At 65.4% G+C, this 19,891-nt stretch carries 20 protein-coding genes; 3 read left to right on the top strand and 17 right to left on the bottom strand.

The genetic code is table 11. The features are described from left to right. Positions 1 to 30 precede the first annotated feature (30 nt). Both U5A57_RS04165 and U5A57_RS04160 read right to left on the bottom strand, forming a co-directional pair. Positions 31 to 666, bottom strand: a complete 636-nt coding sequence (locus U5A57_RS04165) for a response regulator transcription factor (protein ID WP_321908439.1) — start codon at positions 664 to 666, stop codon at positions 31 to 33. Beyond that, the gene (locus U5A57_RS04160) at positions 663 to 1,946 is read right to left on the bottom strand and encodes a HAMP domain-containing sensor histidine kinase (protein WP_321908437.1); all 1,284 of its coding nucleotides are present in this window, start codon (positions 1,944 to 1,946) and stop codon (positions 663 to 665) included. Before U5A57_RS04160 ends, U5A57_RS04165 begins: the two co-directional genes overlap by 4 nt. A 1,110-nt stretch (positions 1,947 to 3,056) precedes the next feature. Here U5A57_RS04160 and U5A57_RS04155 point away from each other — a divergent pair. Beyond that, entirely contained in the window at positions 3,057 to 4,544 is a 1,488-nt protein-coding gene (locus tag U5A57_RS04155) for a DUF3300 domain-containing protein (RefSeq protein ID WP_321908436.1), read from the top strand. Positions 4,545 to 4,555: 11 nt separating this feature from the next. Continuing rightward, positions 4,556 to 5,473 carry a DUF2950 domain-containing protein gene (locus tag U5A57_RS04150; protein WP_415764042.1) on the top strand — a complete coding sequence of 306 codons (918 nt, stop codon included), beginning with the start codon at positions 4,556 to 4,558 and terminating at the stop codon, positions 5,471 to 5,473. A gap of 18 nt (positions 5,474 to 5,491) precedes the next feature. On the opposite strand, the gene U5A57_RS04145 is transcribed toward U5A57_RS04150, so the two are convergent. The 15 genes from U5A57_RS04145 to U5A57_RS04075 all read right to left on the bottom strand — a co-directional run bounded on the left by U5A57_RS04145 (position 5,492) and on the right by U5A57_RS04075 (position 19,036). Further along, a complete protein-coding gene (locus U5A57_RS04145; RefSeq protein WP_321908434.1) occupies positions 5,492 to 6,334 on the bottom strand; it encodes a hypothetical protein in 843 nt (280 codons plus the stop codon). A gap of 19 nt (positions 6,335 to 6,353) precedes the next feature. Then, positions 6,354 to 6,989: a PqiC family protein gene (locus U5A57_RS04140; protein WP_321908432.1), complete on the bottom strand. Its 636-nt coding sequence runs from the start codon at positions 6,987 to 6,989 to the stop codon at positions 6,354 to 6,356. Further along, positions 6,986 to 8,611 carry an intermembrane transport protein PqiB gene (locus U5A57_RS04135; protein ID WP_321908430.1) on the bottom strand — a complete coding sequence of 542 codons (1,626 nt, stop codon included), beginning with the start codon at positions 8,609 to 8,611 and terminating at the stop codon, positions 6,986 to 6,988. Before U5A57_RS04135 ends, U5A57_RS04140 begins: the two co-directional genes overlap by 4 nt. Continuing rightward, on the bottom strand, positions 8,595 to 9,938 hold the full coding sequence (locus U5A57_RS04130) for a paraquat-inducible protein A (protein WP_321908427.1): 1,344 nt from the start codon (positions 9,936 to 9,938) through the stop codon (positions 8,595 to 8,597). The genes U5A57_RS04135 and U5A57_RS04130 overlap by 17 nt, the downstream gene beginning before the upstream one ends. A gap of 83 nt (positions 9,939 to 10,021) precedes the next feature. Further along, positions 10,022 to 10,408, bottom strand: coding sequence for a response regulator transcription factor (locus U5A57_RS04125; RefSeq protein ID WP_321908425.1), 387 nt, complete (start codon positions 10,406 to 10,408; stop codon positions 10,022 to 10,024). 96 nt (positions 10,409 to 10,504) lie between these two features. Next, positions 10,505 to 11,092 (bottom strand): copper-binding protein, encoded by a 588-nt coding sequence (locus tag U5A57_RS04120; protein WP_321908423.1) that lies wholly within the window; start codon positions 11,090 to 11,092, stop codon positions 10,505 to 10,507. A gap of 12 nt (positions 11,093 to 11,104) precedes the next feature. Further along, entirely contained in the window at positions 11,105 to 11,683 is a 579-nt protein-coding gene (locus tag U5A57_RS04115) for a YSC84-related protein (protein WP_321908421.1), read from the bottom strand. Between the two features lie 190 nt (positions 11,684 to 11,873). Continuing rightward, positions 11,874 to 12,347 (bottom strand): glycine zipper family protein, encoded by a 474-nt coding sequence (locus U5A57_RS04110; protein WP_321908419.1) that lies wholly within the window; start codon positions 12,345 to 12,347, stop codon positions 11,874 to 11,876. Positions 12,348 to 12,661: 314 nt separating this feature from the next. Continuing rightward, positions 12,662 to 13,828: a porin gene (locus tag U5A57_RS04105; protein WP_321908418.1), complete on the bottom strand. Its 1,167-nt coding sequence runs from the start codon at positions 13,826 to 13,828 to the stop codon at positions 12,662 to 12,664. Between the two features lie 197 nt (positions 13,829 to 14,025). Next, a complete protein-coding gene (locus U5A57_RS04100) occupies positions 14,026 to 14,307 on the bottom strand; it encodes a DUF3325 domain-containing protein (protein WP_321908417.1) in 282 nt (93 codons plus the stop codon). Further along, positions 14,307 to 15,920: a PepSY-associated TM helix domain-containing protein gene (locus U5A57_RS04095; protein ID WP_321908416.1), complete on the bottom strand. Its 1,614-nt coding sequence runs from the start codon at positions 15,918 to 15,920 to the stop codon at positions 14,307 to 14,309. Before U5A57_RS04095 ends, U5A57_RS04100 begins: the two co-directional genes overlap by 1 nt. Continuing rightward, on the bottom strand, positions 15,917 to 16,261 hold the full coding sequence (locus U5A57_RS04090) for a DUF3649 domain-containing protein (protein WP_321908414.1): 345 nt from the start codon (positions 16,259 to 16,261) through the stop codon (positions 15,917 to 15,919). Before U5A57_RS04090 ends, U5A57_RS04095 begins: the two co-directional genes overlap by 4 nt. A gap of 356 nt (positions 16,262 to 16,617) precedes the next feature. Then, entirely contained in the window at positions 16,618 to 17,406 is a 789-nt protein-coding gene (locus U5A57_RS04085; RefSeq protein WP_321908412.1) for an SDR family oxidoreductase, read from the bottom strand. 35 nt (positions 17,407 to 17,441) lie between these two features. Continuing rightward, positions 17,442 to 18,293, bottom strand: a complete 852-nt coding sequence (locus U5A57_RS04080; RefSeq protein ID WP_321908411.1) for an alpha/beta hydrolase — start codon at positions 18,291 to 18,293, stop codon at positions 17,442 to 17,444. Between the two features lie 47 nt (positions 18,294 to 18,340). Beyond that, the gene (locus U5A57_RS04075) at positions 18,341 to 19,036 is read right to left on the bottom strand and encodes an alpha/beta hydrolase (RefSeq protein ID WP_321908409.1); all 696 of its coding nucleotides are present in this window, start codon (positions 19,034 to 19,036) and stop codon (positions 18,341 to 18,343) included. A 172-nt stretch (positions 19,037 to 19,208) separates the two neighbouring features. Here U5A57_RS04075 and U5A57_RS04070 point away from each other — a divergent pair, with 172 nt between their 5' ends. Next, positions 19,209 to 19,841 carry a CGNR zinc finger domain-containing protein gene (locus U5A57_RS04070; protein WP_321908407.1) on the top strand — a complete coding sequence of 211 codons (633 nt, stop codon included), beginning with the start codon at positions 19,209 to 19,211 and terminating at the stop codon, positions 19,839 to 19,841. The last annotated feature ends 50 nt before the right edge of the window (positions 19,842 to 19,891 follow it).

Below are 19,891 nucleotides of genomic sequence, written 5' to 3'. Positions count from 1 at the left end.
AGGGCCATGGGGCCCTGCCCCTTAGCTCGCTCAGCCCGTATGCCGAAGCGGATGCGGCTCGTCGGCGTCGAACGTGGTCATGAGGCGCACCAGATCGGCGAGCGAGTTCGCTTTCATCTTCTCCATGACGCGGGCCCGGTGAATCTTGATCGTTTTCTCCGCCGCGCCCAGTTCGTCGGCCACGAGCTTGTTCGGCCGGCCGATCACCACGAGCGCCATGACCTCGCGCTCGCGCGGCGTCAGCTTTTCGACGCGGCGCTGGATCTCGGCGTGCTGCTCGCGTTGTTCGAACAGCTGGCAGCCGCGCTCGAGCGCACGCGACGTGGCCTCGAACAGCACGCTCGCGTCGATCGGCTTCGTCAGGAAGTCCGATGCGCCCGCCTTCATCGCCTGCACCGCCGTGCCCATGTCGCCGTGGGCCGAAACGAAGACGATCGGCACCCTGCCCTCGAGCCGCTGCTGCAATTCAATGCCGCTCAAGTCGGGCAACTGGAGATCGAGCAGCAGGCACGCCGGCGCGCTCGTCAGATCCGCGCCGTGCAGGAACGCGCTCGCGCTGCCGTAGGCCTCCACCGTGTAGCCGCCGGATCGCAGCAAGCGGCTCAGCGCGTTGCGAACGTGTTCGTCGTCGTCCACGACGAACACGATGGGGGTTGGCGAGTTCATGGTGAAAAACGCGTATTCGTCTGCACGTACGCGCCCTGAGCAGGAAGTTCGATATGGAAGGTCAGGCCGCGATCGGCGTTGCGCTCGGCCCACAGCTGGCCGCCATGCGCCATCACAATGGTGCGGCTGATGGAGAGGCCAAGGCCCAGCCCTTGCGGCTTGGACGTCATGAACGGCTTGAACAGCGTGACGAGCCGGTCGGCGTCGACACCGGGCCCATGATCGCGAATGGCGAGGCGCACCTTGCCGCGATCTTCGCTGGCCGTGACGACGATGCACACCCTGCGATCTTCGGGGCGGCAGTCGTGCACCGCGTCGAACGCGTTCAACAGCAGATTGACGAGCACCTGCTGCAGTTGGACCGCATCGCCATGCACCTGCGGCAGCCCGTCTTCGATGCGTGCGCCCACAGCCGCGCCACAGGTTTCCGTCTCGCGGCGCAGCAGGCGAACCACGTCGCGCACGAGGCTGCCCACATCGACCGGACACATCTCGGACGGTTCGCACCGCGCCGACTGGCGCATCTTGCGGATGATCGCGTGCGCACGGGTGCTATCGGACACGACCTCGCCGAGCAGTTCCCGCAGATCGCTCAAAGCCGGCGGGTTCTGGGCGAGAAACCGCTGCGCCGCCTGCGCGTTGCTCAGAATGGCCGTGAGCGGCTGGTCGACTTCGTGCGCGAGCGCGGCGGCCATGTCGCCCACTTCGGACGCCCGTTCCCGGCGCAGCCGGCGTGGTTCGCTGCCGGGTTCCGCGAGCGCCGCATCACGACGTTCCGGTTCGATGACGACCACCATGCGCGCCGCCGGTCCGGCGGCGAGCGTCGCCGAAGCGCTCACGTGAACGTCGAGATCGGCGCCGTTCTTCGTGCGCGCGATAGCGACACGCGTCGTGCTGTGCGGCATGCCTTCTGCGCCTTGCAGGGCGGCGAACGATACAGGGCGCGCGTCTCTTCGCCAGGCCACGAGCACGGTTTCGACACGCATGCCGATCAATTCGCCCAGGGCGTAGCCGAGCACGCGGGTGGCCATGCCATTCGCCCACGCAACGTTGCCCGTTTCGTCGATCACCAGCGCCGCTGCAGGCACGACTTCGAGCACGCTGTGCACACTTTGCGCAATGGCTTGCGTGGCCTGCGCCGATACGTGGCCGGTTTTGGCCGCGGCCGATGCCTTCGAGTTCGGGAGACTGTGTGGCTTGATTCTATCGAGCCATGCCAGCAGGCTGGCCGCCGCATGCTCGGCTCTCGATCTGTTCAGTTTTAGTTTTTCGTTCCCCATGTCTGCCCTGATCACGGTGTCCTCCGACTACGCTGCCCCGCTGCGGCGTGAGAAACGTTTCGATCGCTTCAAACGCTTCGGCGCCAGGCGGGGCGGATTTGACGAGCACCAGAATTCCGGCCGTTCGCGGGGCCAGGTTGCGCGCCCCAATACCGACTACTGCCTGCTTTAGATTTTGAAGAACGCTCCGGCAGTTGCGGAGAATGAGTCATTCATTGAAGAAAAGACTGGATGGAATCATCGTTGCGGAACAGCGTGTCCATACGCTTTCGCCGCGCGTTAATTATATGAAAGAAATTGCCGATGATTGATCCCCGGTGCAATTGTTTTCGATAATTTTTTCCGTACACGCCGCCGCTCAAGCCCAGCAGGGCTTTAATGTGCGTATGATTGCCGATATACACTGACTATTTACGGGAGATATTTGCGAACATTTTATTCGAATTCGATATTGGACCGCACAATCGATATTGATATCCATTCAATATGAATAAATATCTTTTTTTGTGCATTCTTAATTATCTGGTTTATCGACAATGAAATAACCGCGATCATTATTTCAGGCTGAAATCGCTTTCAATGACTGGCGCGATCAGTCACACTTTTCACGCGCGGCGGCACGTTTGATGTCGTTGTCGATCAAGGCGCCGAAGCCGGCGCCGGTGCGCTCGCCGCATGATGCTGCGTCGCGTTCTTCTGAGTATTCTGCTGAGACTGGTTCGAGCGGGCCTTTTGCTCCGCTTTGCGCTGCACGTCCCGCATCTGCCTCGTCCCCATCGTTCCCGCTTGCGCATATACCTCGGACATGAAAACGGGCGCGCAAAGCAGGAGCACCGTCGCACACCGGGCAGCAAAACGCATTTTCATTCTGGACCTCCAGGTATCCACGCTGCTCGCTTCGACGAACGAATAGCATCGTTGCGCAGCTGTTGCGGTGTCAATAGGACTCTGGTCCGATTGCCATCACGATGCAGCTTACCGGACTATACGCGTGGGCCGCCCCGCCTCGCCACACTCGAAAAGGAAGAATGCGCGCGCACGCGCTCGCCCAGTCTCGTTGTCGCTATCCGTCCCGTACTCCGGTTGAGCAAACGAATGGAAGGATCGGCCATGACTTCATGGATCAAACAACGCATGCACACGGTCTGCCTGCTCGTGTTCGCGTTGCTGTTCGCAGGCGCCCAGACGCTGCGCGCGCAAGACGCGCCGCAGCCCGCCCCCTACAAACCCGAGGAGCTGGAAGCGCTCGTCGCGCCGATTGCGCTCTACCCCGATTCGGTGCTGGCACAGGTCCTGATGGCCTCCACCTACCCGCTGGAAATCGTGCACGCGGCGCGCTGGGTCAAGGAGCACCCGAAGGTGAAGGGCGACGACGCCGTGAAGGCCGTGCAGGACCAGTCGTGGGACACGAGCGTGAAATCGCTCGTAGCGTTCCCGCAGGTGCTCGAACCGATGAGCGACAAGCTCGACTGGACCCAGAAGCTCGGCGACGCGTTTCTCGCCCAGGAAAAAGATGTGCTCGCCGCCGTGCAGCGCCTGCGCTCGCGCGCGCAGGACTCGGGCAACCTGAAGAGCAACGAGCAGCAACAAGTCGTGGTCGAACAGCCGCCCGCGCAGGGCGGCCAGACCATCGTGAAGATCGAACCCACCAACCCCGAGGTCATTTACGTGCCCGCGTACAACCCCACGGTCGTATACGGCGCATGGAGCGCCCCGGCTTACCCGCCGTACGCCTGGCCGCCATATCCCGCTTACTACCCCGGCGCCGCGCTGGCGACCGGCTTCGCATGGGGCGTGGGCATTGCCGCAGCGGGCGCGATTTTCAGCAACTGCAACTGGGGCGGCGGCGACGTCAACGTCAACGTCAACAAGGCGCGCAACGTCAATCGCAATTTCGACAGCACGAAGGTTCAGGGAGGCAAGTGGAAGCACGATTCGAGCCATCGCCAGGGCGTTGCGTACCGTGACAACGCCACGCGCGAAAAATTCGGCAACAACGTGGGGGGCGCCGACGGACGCCGCGACTATCGCGGCCGCAACGGCCAGAGTGGCCCAGGCGGCGCGAACGTGGCCGATCGCGCGGGCAACCGCGGGGGCGGCGGTGCAGGCGGCCAGGGCCTCGGCAATGGCAACCGCGGGAATCAAGCGAATCAGGGCAATCTCGGCGATCGCGGAGATCGCGGCAATCGCGGCGGCGCGGGCAATAACGCAAGTGTCGGCAACCGCGCCAACATCGCCGACAACGGGGGCGCGGGCAATCGCGGCAATCTCGGCAGCAACGGTCCTGGCGGTAACGGTCCCGGCGGTAACGCGGGCGGCAATCGCGCGGGCGTGAGCAACAACGCCGGCGCAGGCAATCGCGCGGGCGCCGGCGCAGCCGGCGGGGGCGGCGGGTATGGCGGCGGTGCCGGCGGTGGCAGAGGCTACGGCGGCGGCGGACGTGACAGCGCCTTCCAGGGGGTTGGCGGCGGCGGCGCCACGCAGCGCGACGCGAGCCGCGGCCGCTCCAGCATGCAATCCTCGGGGTTCAATCGCCCAAGCGGCGGCGGCGGCGGCATGCGCGGCGGTGGCGGCGGACGCGGCGGCGGCAGACGCTAGGGAGAACGGCGATGAACAGACATGAGATTCTCCGTCCGGCGGCAACCGCGGCAGCCGCAGCGGCTATCGCCATCGCGCTCATGGCGTACGCGCCACGGCCTTGCTTCGCCGCCGGGCAAAGCACCTTCTCCACGCCCGACGCGGCGATGGCGGCGTTCGGCAACGCTGTGGCCGGCAACGACGAAGCGGAATTGCGCACGCTCTTCGGCGCGGATTTCCGCCAGCTGATCCCGCCGGTGGGCGCCGAGCTCCGCGACAAATTCCTCAGTGAATGGAAGGTCTCGCACACCATTCAGGATACCGATGCAAATCATGCGGCCATCGCCGTTGGCGACGACGGGTGGACCTTTCCGATTCCGCTCGTCAAGACCGCTCACGGCTGGCACTTCGACACGCAGGCCGGTGTCGAGGAAATGCGCGTGCGCCGCATCGGCCGCAACGAGCTTGCCGTGATGCAGACGATGCTCGCGATCTACGACGCCCAACGCGAATATGCGCAGGCGTATCACGACGGCAGCGACATGCTGGTCTACGCCAGCAAGCTCGCGAGTTCGCCGGGCAAACAGGACGGCCTGTACTGGCCGACCGACGCCGACCAGGCGCCAAGTCCGCTAGGCGTCGCATTTGCCACAGCCGGCGCGCGCAACACCGAAAACGCCGGCTACTACGGCTACCACTACAAGCTGCTGACCTCTCAGGGGCCGCACGCGCCGGGCGGCGCGTATAACTACATGGCCCACGGCAAGCTGTTCGGCGGCTTCGGCGTCGTCGCATGGCCGGTGCGCTATGGCGACACGGGCATCAAGACGTTCATGGTGAGCCACGACGGCCAGGTCTACGAGCGCGATCTCGGCCCCGATGGCGCGGCGAAAGCCGAAGCGATGACGTCATTCGATCCGGGTCCGGGCTGGTCGAAGGCTTCGCCCTGACGCGCAACGCCGGCCCGATCAACGCGCATGCGTGGAATCGCGGGCAGGTGTTCGCACCGCTGCGCCTTCGCCGAGCATATAGAGCAGCAACGCGTCGCGATCGGGTCCGCTCATCGCCGCCGTCGAGCGCATGAGCACCGCGCTCGCCCAGCAGATGTCGGCCATCGTGGCGCCGGGCCCGCCGTTCGTGACGCGTTCGAGCCGCGCCACGGCGAGCGGATCGCCCGCAAGCGCCGCGTTGACCGCATCGTCCAGATGCCGCAACGCGCTCTCGTACGCCGCGGGCGCGGGCAGCGTGAGCGGCGCGGCAAGCACGGAACGGATCACCACGCGGTAGAGCAACGAAAAGTATTCGGCCGTGTCGGCATCGCTCATGCTGCCGATCGAAATACGGTCGGCGATGTCCTGCACGCTCGCGATCCCCTGGCAATTGCCGCGCGCCACGCGGCTCATGTACTTCGCGAGCAGCGTGAAGTACGCCAACCGGTCTGGCGGCGTCAGGCGCGCAATGCCACTGCGGATCAGGCGCTCGCGCGCCGCGTCGTCGCGCAAGCGCGCTTCGAGACCCGCCACGCCGCCGGGCACGGCGACCGCGACGGCCGGGTCCGCGCGCAGTCTGTAGAACCACGCTTCGACAATGCGCGCCTTGATCGTCTCCTGCTCCACGCCGGCCTCGCTCAAGCCAGGCGCGCTTTGCGGGGACGTTGGCTCAGCGGGCGCGACAACGTAATCGAGCACCGCGAAGAGTCCCGCCGGCGCGTCCTCGTTGCGCGGCACGCTGGCCCGGGCATCGTGGGCCGCCACCAACGTCAACGCCAGCGTCGTGCCCAGCGCCAGCAACGCACAACACAACGTCTTCATGAGAACCCGCGTGGTGCGCTCAATCCGTCGCACTGCCAACTGTTGGGTGGTCGGCGCGTATCGCCGCGGCTATGTCGGCGCTGATGGCGGCGAGTGCGCGATCATGCGCGTCGACGAGCGCGCCGTAGTCCTGGCTCGTCACCTTCTCGTGCGCCAGCGTGTGCCCGAGCGTCAGCGCCGCGTGACCGGGCGGCTTCACGATCCACTGCGCGTCGATCGTCACCGAATCTCCCAGCACGCTGTCGATGCGTGTGATATCCACGCGAACGCGCCAGACCGGCGGCGGCGTTGCGCCCACATCGACCGTCGAAACGCGCGCCGCGCCGAGCCGCTGCGCGAGGTCCGCGGCAACCACGCGCCCGATGTCCAGCTTGAGCGGCGCGGCCCAGCGCGCGAACTCGTTCATCGCGATCGTGTTGTCCGGATTGCGCGTGACGATCTGCGGCCGGTCCACCATGTCGGGCACGGTCACGGGACCGACGACGACGTCGAGCGCGGCAGCGCCGGTTGGGACGGCGGGCGCTGCGGCCGCTGTCGCGGCGCTCCCGTCATCGGCGCGCAGCGCATAGAAGGTAGGCGACGGCGAGGAGCATCCGGCGAGCCACACCAGCGCAGCGCCGAGCGCGGTATGCAAGGTCACGTTGCGGCGGTTCACTGCTTGCCTCCTGGTTTGCCTTGCACCACGGCCTCGGGATGGCGCTCGAGATAGTCCGTGAGCATGCGCACGGAAGCGGCGGTGCGGGCCAGTTCGCGCATGGCGTCGCTCGTGTTCTGCTGAAGCTGCGAGTCGGGCTGCAAGGCGTCGGTGGCCGAGTTGAGCGTGGACTGCGCGGCCGAAAGCGTGTCGTGCGCCTGCGGCACGACGTCGGTGCCGAGTTTCGCCATCACCTCGTTCGCGTTTCGCAGCGTGCGCTCGGCGTTCGCGCCGATCGCGTCGAACGGAATGCCGTTGAGCTTGGCGAGCAGCCGCGTGAGCGAATCCTGCAGCGACTGCAGCGTGCGCGGCACGGTCGGCAACTCGGGCGGCGTTCTCGACCAGTCGATTTTCGCCTTCGGCGTGTCCGGGAAAACATCGAAGGCAACGTACAGCTGTCCCGTGAGCGGGTTGCCCGAGCGCAGCTGGAACCGGAAGCCGTTGGCCACCAGGAACTCGGCAAGCTGGCGCGGCTGCGCACTGAGCCGTCCGCCCGCTTTGCCATCCTGGTAGCGCGACGTAAACCGCTCCGGATACAGGTTGATTTCAACAGGAATGCTGAACTGTTTCTTCTCGGGGTCGAAGCGCGTGTAGATGCGTGTCACCTCGCCGATCACGACGCCGCGGAAGTCGACGGGCGCGCCCACGGTCAGCCCGCGCACCGAATCGTAGAAGGTCACGACGTAAGTATCGACAATCTGGTCATGCACCTTCATCGAGTCGGCGTGCGTGGCGTAGAGTTCGAACTTCGCGTTGGCGTCGGCCTCGGGCGACTCGCCGCCGGTCTCGGCATCGGGCGATTCGAACGCCACGCCGCCAATGAGCATGGACACCACCGACTGCGTGTTGATCTGCACGCCGTCGGGGCTCAGCGACACGTCCAGTCCGCTCGCGTGCCAGAAGCGCGTGTCGCTGCGCACGAACCTGTCGTAAGGCGCGTTCACGAACACGCGCAGCGTCACGCCCCGGCCGTTCGGGTCCATCTCGTAGGAAGCGATCTGCCCGACCTGAAGACGACGGAAGAACACCGGCGAGCCGACATCGAGCGAGCCCATGTTCATGCTGTGCAGCACGAATTCGCGCCCCGGAATGTCACTCGGAATCACCGGCGGCACTTCGAGTCCCACGAAGTCGTGGCGTGTTTTGGTGGAGTTGCCTTCGTCCATGCCGACGAAGGAGCCCGACAGCAGTGTGCCGAGGCCCGACACGGTGCCGCCCGAAATGCGCGGGCGCACGACCCAGAAGCGTGTGTTGTCGACGAGCATGCTCGTGGCGTCTTTCACGAGTTCGCCCGTCGCAATCACGCGCTTGTGATCGGGCGAGAGCGTGACCGCCTTCACCACGCCGATATCGACGTCCTTGTACTTGATCTTCGTTTTGCCGGCCTCGAGGCCGTCGCCGGTCTTGAAGCTGATCGTGATGGTCGGCCCCTCCTCGACGATGGCCTTGACGGCGAGCCAGCCGCCGATGAGCACCGCGACGATCGGCACGAGCCAGACGATCTGCATGCGCCAGCGCGAGCCCTGCACCGGCTTCGCCTCGGGCAGATCCGGCAGGGAATTGTCGTTACCTGGGGCTGCCATTCTCGCGCTCCACAGCGTCCCAGATCAGACGCGGATCGAACATGTTCGCGGCAAACATCGTGAGGATCACGACCGCGCCGAAAGCGATCGCGGCGGGCCCCGCCTTGATCGTGGCGAGCGCGTTGAACTGCACCAGCGCAACGAGCATCGTGATGACGTAGATGTCGAGCATCGACCAGCGGCCGACCAGTTCGATCAGCCGGTAGATGCGGGTGCGCTGCTCGGGCAGCCACGTCCAGCGGCGTTGCGTGGACCACGTCAAATACGAAAGCCCGAGAATCTTCAGCATGGGCACCGCGATGCTGGCAATGAACACGAGCAGCGCGAGCGGCCACGAGCCCGACACCCACAGATACACCACGCCGCTCATGATCGTGTCCTTCTGCGTGCCGAACAGCGAACTCGTGTCCATGACGGGCAGCACGTTCGCAGGCACGTACAGCACCACCGCCGCGACCAGGAGCGCCCACGTGCGCGAGAGGCTCGCGACCTTGCGCATATGCAGCGCGCTGCCGCAGCGCGGGCACGTTGCGGCATGCGCGGCCGCCGGCATGCGCGCGAGCATGCCGCACGCGTGGCAGCGCGCGATCCCGCACGCAGCACCCGTGAGCGTGCCTGCAATCCGGCCGCCTCGTGCTCCGGCCGCCTCGCCAGGCGCGAAGCTCGTTGTCACGTCGGGCACTGCGGCTACGCCGGCCGCCCTGGTTGCGTTGGCCTGCTGCTTCGCGCGCGCCACGCGCGCCCAGAACTGGCGCGCGTCGAACGCCGCGCTCGCGCCCGCGAGCACCAGCATCAACGCGCCAAACGACCACAATGCAACGCCCGTCACGACGGTTGCGATATGAGACAGCTTCACGAGCGCGACCAGCAGGCCGAGTATCAGCACCTCGGTCATGCCCCAGGGCCGTGCGATGTACAGCACGCGAAACAGGACCGGCGCCCGCCAGGGCGCGCGGTTGAGCGCAAGGGGCACGAGAAGGGCGAGCAGACAGGCGACCTGCATGCCCGGCATGAGGATCGTCGTGGCGAACACCAGCGCCGCGATGGGCCACATGCCGTCGAGATAGAGTATCTCGACCGAATGCCACAGTGTCGTGAGCACGAGATTGCCGTTCACCGCGAGCCCGACGATCGGATACAGGTTGGAGATGACGAACAGCACGAGCGCGCCGAGCGCGAACGCGAGCGCACGTCCGAGGCTTTCCGGGAGATCCCGCTCCAGCTCGGCGTTGCAGCGCACGCATCGCAGCGTGCCGCGAGGCGGACAAGCCGCGCCGCGCTGCATGAGATCGCAGTCGTGGCAAACAAGAAGCTCGGCGCGCTTCATCGCGGGGCCTCCCTGGCGCCGGTCGTGGCGTGGTCGTGGCGTGGTCGCTGCATCGTCGCTGTACCGGTTCGGCCTGCGTGGCGTCAGCCTGGCGGCGCCACGCCAAGCACCGCGTGGACCGCACCTATGAGCGCGGAGTCGTCGAACGGCTTGCGCAGGTACGCGACCGCCCCGGCTGCCTGCGCCTGCTCGCGCACGCGCGCATCGTCGTGCGCCGTAATAACGATGCACTGTATGCCGGTGCCGCCCAGCCGGCGCTGCACTTCGATACCGTTGATGCCGGGCATCTGGATATCGAGGATCACGCACGTCGGCGCATGAGGCGCCGCAGCCGCCAGCGCGTTGAGAAATGCCTCGCCGCTGGTGTACACGTCGGAGTCGATGCCGACCGACTTCAGCAAGCGCTGGATGGCTCGCCCGACCGACACCTCGTCGTCGACGACGGCCACGGATCGTGTCACGTTGCTCATATGACTGTGCGCTCGGTTACCGATGGGGACAGCCAGACCCGCGCCGCCGTACGCGCCGACCGGCGTCCCGGGCACAAGCGGCTGCCCCATGCGCGACTACTTGTGTGCAGGCTTGACGGATACGGCGAACGCTTCCGTATACACAGCCTCGACCTGATCGCCGACCTTCACGTTCGCGAGCTGCTGGGGATCCTCGACGTGCAGGTCCATCGTCCCGCCTTCGGGTCCCATCAACGTGACCGTTTTCGTCTTCGCGTCGACCGACACGACATTCGCCGTCACCTTCACCTGACGCCCGACCATGCCGCCGGGCTTTTCGCCGGCAGCCGCGCGCTCGACTTGCGGCGTTTCCTGTATCGAGGTCTCCTCGCCGCCTCCCTTTTTCAGGCTCAGCGTAAGCGATTCCTTATAGGTCATGGTCACGACATCGCCAACCTTTAGCTGAGCGAAGTTTCTGACTTCCGGCCCCAACTCGGCTTCGACCAGCTTGCCGTCGTGGCGCTTGAGCGTGACGGTGCGCGTATCGGCGTCGATCTTCGTGATGGTCGCCGTCACCGTATGCATGCCGGTCACGGTTGCCTTGCCCGGCTCGTGCGTCACGTTGGCCGTGGTCTGCCCCTGCGCCGCGGCAAGCTGAGCCGCGGCGACAATGGCCGCTGAAACAACCCACTTGAGGTACGGCATCGCGACCTCCTGTTACAGATCGAGCTTCGTCACCTTCGTGCCGGCTACCGACGCGTCGGCCATGATGCCCGTATTGGTCATCACGATCGCCTGGACCGGCGCCGTTGCGGTTCTCGTGTCGATCTGGCCATTCGCACCGACCTTGACGAGCGTAACGGCAACGTCGCCGCCAACCGACCAGCCCTTGGAGTTGCGGAACTTGTCGAGCGAGTCCTGCGTCATGAAGAGGAAAATCACCGCGGTCGACTGCACCCCTGCCTGCAAGCCGAACGAAGCGGCCGCCGTACTGTAGTACCCGACTGTCGCTCCACCTACGCGCAGCGCGCCCTGCCCATATGCCCCGCCGATAATGAACGCCGCCTTCCCGACCGAAGGAAACACCAGCACGCCTTGCGCCTTGGAAACCAGTTCTTGCGAGCCTGGGACCGTTGAGAACAGCCGTGACATCGTCCCGTCCACGGACGCATCGATTTCCTGGCGTTTTGCCGCGTCGGTCGCGCCGCTCGTTCCACTGCTCGTGGTCGTGCTGCACCCCGCAACGGCCAGCCCAGCCGCAGCAGCCGCCGTAAGCACAAAAATCCGTCGCTTCATCGTTGTCCTCCATTGAGTTTTTACAGCCCGGACACAGCACTCACGTATGCGGATCGAACGTCACGCCTGAATGAGACGTTGCTCGCACATCGTTGCCAAGCGTGGCTCATCGTTCAGTGACATAGTCGCAGACGCATCGCAGCGGACAAATCGGACCTTGGTCTTACGCCGCCCCGAGGCACGGCGAGTCTTACTGGACCGTGTAGCCGCGCCCTTGCATGCAAGCGGCAAACGCGCGGTTGAACGTGTCAATGGCGCCCTGCTGCTGTTGCTGCGCGTTGGCCTGCTGCGCGCGCCGGTCCTGGCGCGCGCGCGAGCCGCCCACCATCGTTCCGGCCGCAGCGCCTACCGCCGCGCCTCTACCCGCGTCGCCGGTAATCGCGCCGATCACCGCGCCGCCCGCCGCGCCGCGCGCCGCGCCCTGAACACGTTGGCCACCGCCCACGGCAGGGCCCGAAGGCGGCGGTGGTGTCGCCGCAACCTGTTTCGGGTCGATTCCCGTGTTGCTCTTCGCCCAGGAGTAGCAGGCCGATTCGTCCGCATGCTGTTGCTGTGCGCTCTGCCCCTTCGCGGGATAAGCAATAGGCGTTGCCTGCGCGGCGCTCGCCAAAAGCAGCACGGCGGCGCACAGAGCGCCTGTCCGGCGATTTATATAGGTATCCATATCAACTCCTTGGGCGCGTGCGAGAGCGCGCCGATTACGCCTGCTGCTATCGGCGGGAGGTTGGGAAGCGAGCGCCGTGCTGTCGGCACAACGCCCAAATCCAGGGCGACCACTGCACCGTGCGGCCGGCGCAGTGGTCCGTTCAATGATGTGGGAGCGGTACAGCGAAGACAATCAGACCATGGTCCTACCGCCACCTGGCGCGGCTGAAAGGCGGCTCGAAGGCGAAATGGCGCGCCCGCCGGCGCACGGCCGGAGCGGCCATGCGGTGCGGCGGGCGCAGAAGGCGTGCCGGGGCGGATGCCGCGGCATGATCAGAACTTATGACGGATGCCGAGACTCACCATGAACTGCGAACTCGAGCTGCCGTTGAGCCCATAGTCCGCCACGGAAGCCACCGCGGTGGTCAGGATGGAGCCCGTAGCGGTCGGCACGCGCTGCGTGCCGTTGGCGTGCTGCCACGCGCCGACAAGGTACACGTCGGTACGTTTGGAGAGGTTGTAGTCGCCGCCCAGCGAGACCTGGTTATAGGTTGCCGAGGTGTCGCCCGCGCTGTGCGTCCACGTATAGCCAATCCCGACGAGAGACGCCGGCGTGAGCGCATAGTTCACGAAACCGCCAGCAACGTTGTAGCGCTGGTTCGATGGGAACAGCGACTGGGCGTCGGCCTTGTACTGCGCGTTGCTATACCGGCCGCCGAACGTAAAGGGGCCGGCCACGTATTGCAGGGCAACGGAGCCAATGCCGACCCACTTGGCCGTTTCGTATGCGAGGTTCTGAAAACCGCCATCGAACGTGCCGTCCGAGGTGCTGGTCCAGTTGGCCCGTGGAATGGTGGAGTTTGCGTTATACATGCGCAAGTAACCTGCCGCGATGCTGAACGGGCCAGTCACATAGCTCGCTGCCGCCGACCAGGTCTGCTGCGAACCCGTCGCGCCCGCGACGCCGCCGAACGCATACATGCCTTCGACCTGGAAGCCCGCAAATTGCGGCGAGAGATATTTGATCGCATTGTTCGTACGAGAGCTGTTGTCGTTGTTGTCGACGTCGCCAGGCGTGGCGAACGTGCTGCCCCAGTAATTGTCTGCGGTAAGCGGCTGGACCATATCGACGACCGGATCGTACTGGCGGCCCAGTGTCAGCGTGCCGTACTGCGAGTGCGTCAAACCCACGAATGCCTGGCGGCCGAACAGGCGTCCGCCCTGTTCCGAAGTGCCGCTATTGATATCGAATCCGCTTTCCAGCTGGAAGATCGCTTTCAAGCCGCCGCCCAGGTCTTCCGTTCCCTTCATTCCCCAGCGGGACCCTTGCAGATTGCCACCTTGCATCCGATACAGGTTGTTTCCCTCGGCGTCGGCGTTGTGGACGAACTGGAAGGCTTCGTCGATCACGCCATACAGGGTGACGCTGCTTTGCGCTTGTGCCACCGGCGCCAGCATGGAAAGCGGAACAGGAAGCAACATAAGCGCAAGCTTTTTCATGTTTGCAACTCCTTCACGCACCGGGTAATCGGTATTCCTATATTAGTCGCTTGCTTTGGAACGACCTGCGCGTGAAATTGGTTCCGTTGTCGGCGCAAGACACTGAATACGGCACGATTGAAGGCCGGCGCTCTGTAACCGCAACTTACATAACGCCTTGATACCGGCATGTTTGCAAATGCCGAAAGACCCTTCTCCTATCGCACTGAAATCCGCTGCGCATAAACAATCAGGAGTCCATACACGATACCTGCGGCGAGGCTCGTGCATCCGCTATACCAGACGAGGCCAAGCGCCCAGCCCTTGCCCGCCACCGCGAGCCACAGCGCAACGAATAGCGCGCACCAACCCGCACAGCGCAGAACACGGGCAAGCGCGGCGGACAACCGCGCGCGGAACAACGCCTCCTGATGACGCTCCATCGCCATCGCGAGACACGTAAAAGCACTCACGCACAGCAGCAAAGCGAAAACCGGCATCACACGTCCTCCTGTGCCGCGAGTGCGTCCACGCCGCGCTTGCCCACCGCCTTCGTGCGCGGCCGATGCCGCGCCGTGCGTAACGCGAGCACCGCGTGCAGCGCGGCAAACGCCCACATCATCAGATCGAAGCCCGCATAAACCCAGTCGCCATCGGCGAGACTGCGCCAAAGCGGGCGCTGGGTGGTCAATGCATTGAGCACGGGCAACAACGCCAGCAAGGCAGCCGCGAGCCACAGCAACTCGATCCACGCGCGTTTCGCGGGGCGCGCAAGCGCGTAAAACAAAGCGGCCGCCCAGATCGCGAAGAACGCGTTGATTTCCGCGTCCGCGCGATGCGCGAGCGAGACCGGCAGCAGGCGGTTGGCCCACACATAGCCTGTCATCGCAATGGAGAGTCCGGCGATGCTCGCGATATTGAGGCGCTCCACCACGCGAAAGCCGAAGTACGGCCGTTCGGGATCGGGCAGCTTCTGGCGGCGCTTCACCGTCCACATCACGAGCCCGGTGCCGACCATCGCCGTGCCCGCGAGGCTCACGATGAAATACAGCCAGCGCAACTGCAGGTCGCTGAAGCGCCCCATGTGCAGCGCGTACAGCACGCCGCGCGTTTCGGCCGCCCCGCCCACGCTGTCGTTCACGCTGAGCAATTTGCCGCTCACCCCGTCGAACAGCAGGTACTGCGGACTCGTCGACACGCGTTCGGCCTCGCCCCGCGAAACGGCCACGCGCGCGCTCGCGTCGCCGGGGTTCGTCACCGTCACGCGCAGCACGTTGTCTCGTCCCCAGCGCGCCTGTGCTTCGCGCACCATCGCGTCTACCGGCGCGAGCGGCGCTTTCACGCCGAGCGGCTTGCCGGGCTGGATATACGCGCTCATCTGCGCGGCCAGCGCTTCGCGCTGCGCAGGCGTCTTCAGCGCGATTTGCGCACCCCATGGCATGTACATCGTCATCAGCGTGACGAGACCCGTGTACGTGATCATGAGGTGGAACGGCAGGCCGAACACCGAAAGCGCGTTATGGGCGTCCAGCCAGGAACGCTGGCCCTTGCCCCAGCGGAAGGTGAAGAAGTCCACGAAGATCTTCTTGTGCGTGATCACGCCGCTCACGATCGCCACGAGCATGAACATCGCGCACAGCCCCGCCAGCCAGCGTCCCCACATCACCGGCATGTAGTAGAACTGGAAATGGAAACGATAGAAGAACTCGCCGCCCAGCGTGTCGCGTGCGCTGACCTTGTCGCCCGTCGCGGGATCGAAGGTCGCTTCGCCGAAGGCGCGCTTGCCTGACGCCGCAGCGGGCATGCGCCAGAACGCGCTGGCGATATTGCTGCGTTCGGTCGGCAGCTGCATGCTCCACTGCGGGCTGCCCGCCGCAAGCGTTTCGAGCGTGCCGTTGACGCGCTGCGCGACGGCGGCGGGGTCGGGCGCGACCTGCTGGTGCGCGATTTCAGGCCGCATCCACTGCGATATCTCCTCCTTGAAGTAGCTGACCGTGCCGGTCAGGAACATCGCGTAGAGAATCCAGCCAACGAGCAAGCCGGCCCACGTGTGGAGACCGGACATGCTCTGACGCACGCCGCGGGCTTGCGGTTGTTTGTCCGATTGCGTCATGTGTGCGTGCCTCCCGCCGCCGCTACGCCGGGTTCAGTAGACGTTGCGGACGCAACCGACGACGAAGCCCACCACGCCGCCAATGCGAGCGGCAGCGCCGCGAGCAGCAAGCCGGCCCACGCGCGCCGCGCGCTTCGCGCGAGAAATACCCAGATCACCGCGCCCGTGTAGACAATGAAGCTCGCCAGCATGCCCGTGATGACGCCTTGCGGTGCGCTCATGGGCAGCGCGAGCGCAGCCACGCTCGCGAGTGCGCCAAGCGCATAGCCGCCGACAATCGCGCCGGCAATACGCGCGGCAAGCGGGCCCGCGCGACGCATGAATGCGAGCGTTGTGCTCATGCCGCCGCTCGCGCGGCTGCGGCGCCGCCCCCCGGCGAACGCGTAGACAGCAATAACCCCGCCAAAACTCGTTTCATGACGCTTCCTGCAAGCTTGAGATGTCGATCTGCACCAGGGCGCGGCGGCCTGCGCAGGCGCGCGCCAATGCTCACCTGCGCTTCACGCGAGGTGTCCGGATCGTATTGGGGGGCGTTGATGTATTACCGACGAGGTCGTGATGATACCCGGTACGCGCCATGTGGGCAAAATGGCGGACCCATGCGAAAACGCAGGCGAGCGCCTGCGTCATTGGTTGTTCATGCATCCATCTCGTACGACCAGGCGCGCCAGCACAGCTCCCGGCGCGCCTTCGGCGCTCAGATCGACTTGACCTCGCCGCCGTCCATTCTGAGCGTCGTGCCGGTCATCCAGTGCGCGCTGGGCGAGACGATGAACGCCATCAGTTCGGCAATCTCCTCGGGCGTGCCGTAGCGCGCAATGCCCGCTTCGGCCGGGAATGTCGCCGTAGCTTCCGCCACGCTCATGTCGTGCAGCGGCGCCCAGTGCTCCAGATACGACTGGCGGCGGCCCGTCATCACGGGACCGGGCAGCACGCTGTTGACCTGCACGCCGTCTGCGATGCCGCGGTCCGAAAAAGCCTTCGCGAGCGCGACAATCGCCGCGTTGATCGTGCCGACTGCCGCATAGGGCGCCTTCGGAAACACGGCCGAATTGCCCGACATCAGCACGACCGCACCGGAACTCGCCTTCAGCGCCGGCCAGGCTTCGATCGTCAAACGTCTCGCGCCGTGCAGTTTCAGCGCGAGGCCGGCCTCCCATTGCTCGTCGGTCATTTCGAACAGATCGATCTGCGGCACCGCGCCCGCAATGTTGAGCAACGCGTCGATGCGCCCGAACGCCGCGAGCGTTTGCTCCACCACGTGTCGCGCAGCTTCGGCACGCGACAGGTCGATGTCGATGACGAGCGCTTCGGCGCCTGCCTCCCTCACCTGCGCGGCGGTCTGCTCGAGTTGCTCGCGGTTGCGCGCCACCACGGCGACAGCGTCGAAGTCGCGCGCCAGCCTCACGGCCGTCGATCGGCCAATGCCCTGACTTGCGCCCGTTACCTGACTTGCGCCCGTTACGATTGCGACTTTTCCAAACATCTTCCCACTCCTCGTTCGATCAGTATGGCGAATCATCATTCGAGAAACTGCGTGATCGCCGTGCCGATCTCGTCGGCGTGCGTTTCCAGTGCGAAGTGCCCGGTGTCGAAAAAGCGCACCACTGCTTGCGGCAAGTCGCGCTTGAATGCCTCTGCGCCTGGCGGCAGAAAGAACGGATCGTTCTTGCCCCACACGGCGAGAAACCGCGGCTGGTGCTTGCGGAAGTACGCTTGAAACGCGGGGTACAGCGCCACGTTGCTCCGGTAATCGCGGAACAGGTCGAGCTGGATCTCTCGCGCGCCGGGTCGGTTCATGTAGTAGTCGTCGAGCGAATAGCCGTCCGGCGACACCGCCGACGCATCGGGCACACCGTGCGTGTATTGCCAGATCGTCGCTTCGCGCGTGAGCATGGCGCGCAGCGCGTCGCGATTCGTGGGCGACGGGTCCTGCCAGTAAGCGCGAATCGGATTCCAGCCGTCGCTGAGGCCTTCCTCGTAGGCATTGCCGTTTTGCGAAATGATCGCCGTGATGCGCTCGGGATGCGCCAGCGCAAGACGAAAGCCCGTGGGCGCGCCGTAGTCGAATACGTACACCGCGAACCGGTCGAAGCCGATGCGTTCGGTAAAGCGCGCGATCACGTTCGCGATGTTCTCGAACGTGTACGCGAATTGGTCCCGGTCCGGCAAGTCCGATTGACCGAAGCCCGGCAGGTCCGGCGCGACGATATGGAAGCGTTCGGCGAGCTTCGGAATGAGGTCGCGGAACATGTGGCCGGCGCTCGGAAAGCCGTGCAGGAGCAGGAGCTTCGGTGCGCCGGTGCGCCCGGCTTCGCGGTAGAACACGTTGAAACCGTCGACATCGGCGCGGCGGTAGGTAATGGCTGCCATGGGTTCCTCCAGAGATGAACGGACAGATGAATGGACAATCGCGCGGGTCAGCGCGAAGAGACGGACCGAACAGCTTCGGCAATGACTTGCACCACGGCGTCGGGCGCCGTGACGCTCGGCGTGTGGTCGACTTCGTGGGCGTGGATCTGGGCGTTCATGCGGCTTGCCATGAAGCGCTGCGTGCCGGGATCGATCATGCGGTCCTCGCCGGCGACGAGAAACCAGGCCGGGCGGTCTCTCCATCGCGGACGCGCCACCGCTTCGCCAATGCATGCCGCCGCAATGGGACGCTGGATTGCGGCGAGCGCCGCCGCCTCCTGCGGCGTGGCGTGTTGTGCGAACGCATTGGCGAACGCCTCGTGCGGCAGCCAGATCCAGCCGTGGCGGTCGGGCGCGAGTTGCGGCGCCTGCGGGTGCGTCTTGCCGCGATAGAACACGTCGGCCACGGTCTCGCCCTCGTCGGGCGCGAGCGCGGCCACGTACACCAGCGCCGCGACGTTCGCGGCGCGCGTCGCGCCGATTACGGCGCCCGCGTACGCATGACCGGCCAGCACGACCGGCCCGTCGACGCGTTCGAGCGTGCGCTCGAGCGCCGCCACGTCGTCACCGAGCGATGTGAGCGGAAGCGGCGCGGCCACCGCGTCGATGCCCTGACCGCTCAGCCGTTCGATCACCTTGCTCCAGCTCGACCCGTCCGCCCATGCGCCGTGCGCCAGCACCACCCTCGTATTGCCGTGAGACATGCCCTGCTCCCAGGAAAGTGGCGCTGACCGCGACATCGATCGCGCTGCGCCGTCACCGTGAGTAACCATACAAACGACGTTTTAGAGGTTACTCATCGGTGATGTAACTTGTCAAGAACGATTTTGATGGTTACACTGAATGCACCCTGATTACCCTTTTTGCGGCAAGAACATGGACTACCGTCCAATCCCTGCGATATTCGTGGCCGACGCGCCCGGACTCGACTTCCTGAACTCGGTCGCGACACCGGTGGACGTGCCCTTCGACTGGATCGCCGACGGTGAAGGTTTGCTGTCGTGGCTCGAACAGGCGGGCATGGTCCCCGCATCGGCGCTCGCCGCCCTGCGCGCGCAGTTCACGGCCGCCGAGTTCGACACGGTTGCTGGCGAGGCGCGCGCCCTGCGCGAATGGTTCCGGGGCTTCGTGCGGGAAAGAAAAGGCCGGCCGCTAGCCGGCTCTGATCTGGGCGAACTTGCGCTGCTGAACGACCTGCTCGCGCGCGACGATCGCTACGGCGAGGTCGTTGCAGCCGGTCGCGAAGGCGCGGCGGCGTTCGAGTACCGCGTGAACCGGCGCTGGAAAACGCCGGAATCGCTGTTGATGCCGATTGCCGAAGCGCTGGCGCAACTGGTGTGCGAGCAAGACTTCACGCACGTGAAAGCGTGCGAAGGGCCGAAATGCACGCTGCTCTTCGCCGACCACACGCGCGGCCACGCGCGCCGCTGGTGCAGCATGGCGATCTGCGGGAATCGGGCGAAAGTTGCCGCGCACCGCAAACGGCTTAAGGAGCGCGAAAGCGCCTGAGGCGTTGGTGCGGGCAGGCTTGTCTCTCTGTACTTTTTCTTCGCGCAGTC

It is taken from the genome of Paraburkholderia sp. J11-2 (assembly GCF_905220185.1).
In the GTDB taxonomy this organism is placed as follows: domain Bacteria; phylum Pseudomonadota; class Gammaproteobacteria; order Burkholderiales; family Burkholderiaceae; genus Paraburkholderia.
The sequence above is the reverse complement of the archived record's forward strand: the minus strand, read 5'-3'. Positions and strand labels throughout refer to the sequence as shown.

What these genes read in the sequence shown, in the direction of transcription:
- U5A57_RS04165 (WP_321908439.1), bottom strand. Translation starts at nt 666, where the DNA reads ATGAACTCGCCAACCCCCATCGTGTTCGTCGTGGACGACGACGAACAC.
- U5A57_RS04160 (WP_321908437.1), bottom strand. Translation starts at nt 1,946, where the DNA reads ATGGGGAACGAAAAACTAAAACTGAACAGATCGAGAGCCGAGCATGCG.
- U5A57_RS04155 (WP_321908436.1), top strand. Translation starts at nt 3,057, where the DNA reads ATGACTTCATGGATCAAACAACGCATGCACACGGTCTGCCTGCTCGTG.
- U5A57_RS04150 (WP_415764042.1), top strand. Translation starts at nt 4,556, where the DNA reads ATGAACAGACATGAGATTCTCCGTCCGGCGGCAACCGCGGCAGCCGCA.
- U5A57_RS04145 (WP_321908434.1), bottom strand. Translation starts at nt 6,334, where the DNA reads ATGAAGACGTTGTGTTGTGCGTTGCTGGCGCTGGGCACGACGCTGGCG.
- U5A57_RS04135 (WP_321908430.1), bottom strand. Translation starts at nt 8,611, where the DNA reads ATGGCAGCCCCAGGTAACGACAATTCCCTGCCGGATCTGCCCGAGGCG.
- U5A57_RS04130 (WP_321908427.1), bottom strand. Translation starts at nt 9,938, where the DNA reads ATGAAGCGCGCCGAGCTTCTTGTTTGCCACGACTGCGATCTCATGCAG.
- U5A57_RS04125 (WP_321908425.1), bottom strand. Translation starts at nt 10,408, where the DNA reads ATGAGCAACGTGACACGATCCGTGGCCGTCGTCGACGACGAGGTGTCG.
- U5A57_RS04120 (WP_321908423.1), bottom strand. Translation starts at nt 11,092, where the DNA reads ATGCCGTACCTCAAGTGGGTTGTTTCAGCGGCCATTGTCGCCGCGGCT.
- U5A57_RS04115 (WP_321908421.1), bottom strand. Translation starts at nt 11,683, where the DNA reads ATGAAGCGACGGATTTTTGTGCTTACGGCGGCTGCTGCGGCTGGGCTG.
- U5A57_RS04110 (WP_321908419.1), bottom strand. Translation starts at nt 12,347, where the DNA reads ATGGATACCTATATAAATCGCCGGACAGGCGCTCTGTGCGCCGCCGTG.
- U5A57_RS04105 (WP_321908418.1), bottom strand. Translation starts at nt 13,828, where the DNA reads ATGAAAAAGCTTGCGCTTATGTTGCTTCCTGTTCCGCTTTCCATGCTG.
- U5A57_RS04100 (WP_321908417.1), bottom strand. Translation starts at nt 14,307, where the DNA reads ATGCCGGTTTTCGCTTTGCTGCTGTGCGTGAGTGCTTTTACGTGTCTC.
- U5A57_RS04095 (WP_321908416.1), bottom strand. Translation starts at nt 15,920, where the DNA reads ATGACGCAATCGGACAAACAACCGCAAGCCCGCGGCGTGCGTCAGAGC.
- U5A57_RS04090 (WP_321908414.1), bottom strand. Translation starts at nt 16,261, where the DNA reads ATGAGCACAACGCTCGCATTCATGCGTCGCGCGGGCCCGCTTGCCGCG.
- U5A57_RS04085 (WP_321908412.1), bottom strand. Translation starts at nt 17,406, where the DNA reads ATGTTTGGAAAAGTCGCAATCGTAACGGGCGCAAGTCAGGTAACGGGC.
- U5A57_RS04080 (WP_321908411.1), bottom strand. Translation starts at nt 18,293, where the DNA reads ATGGCAGCCATTACCTACCGCCGCGCCGATGTCGACGGTTTCAACGTG.
- U5A57_RS04075 (WP_321908409.1), bottom strand. Translation starts at nt 19,036, where the DNA reads ATGTCTCACGGCAATACGAGGGTGGTGCTGGCGCACGGCGCATGGGCG.
- U5A57_RS04070 (WP_321908407.1), top strand. Translation starts at nt 19,209, where the DNA reads ATGGACTACCGTCCAATCCCTGCGATATTCGTGGCCGACGCGCCCGGA.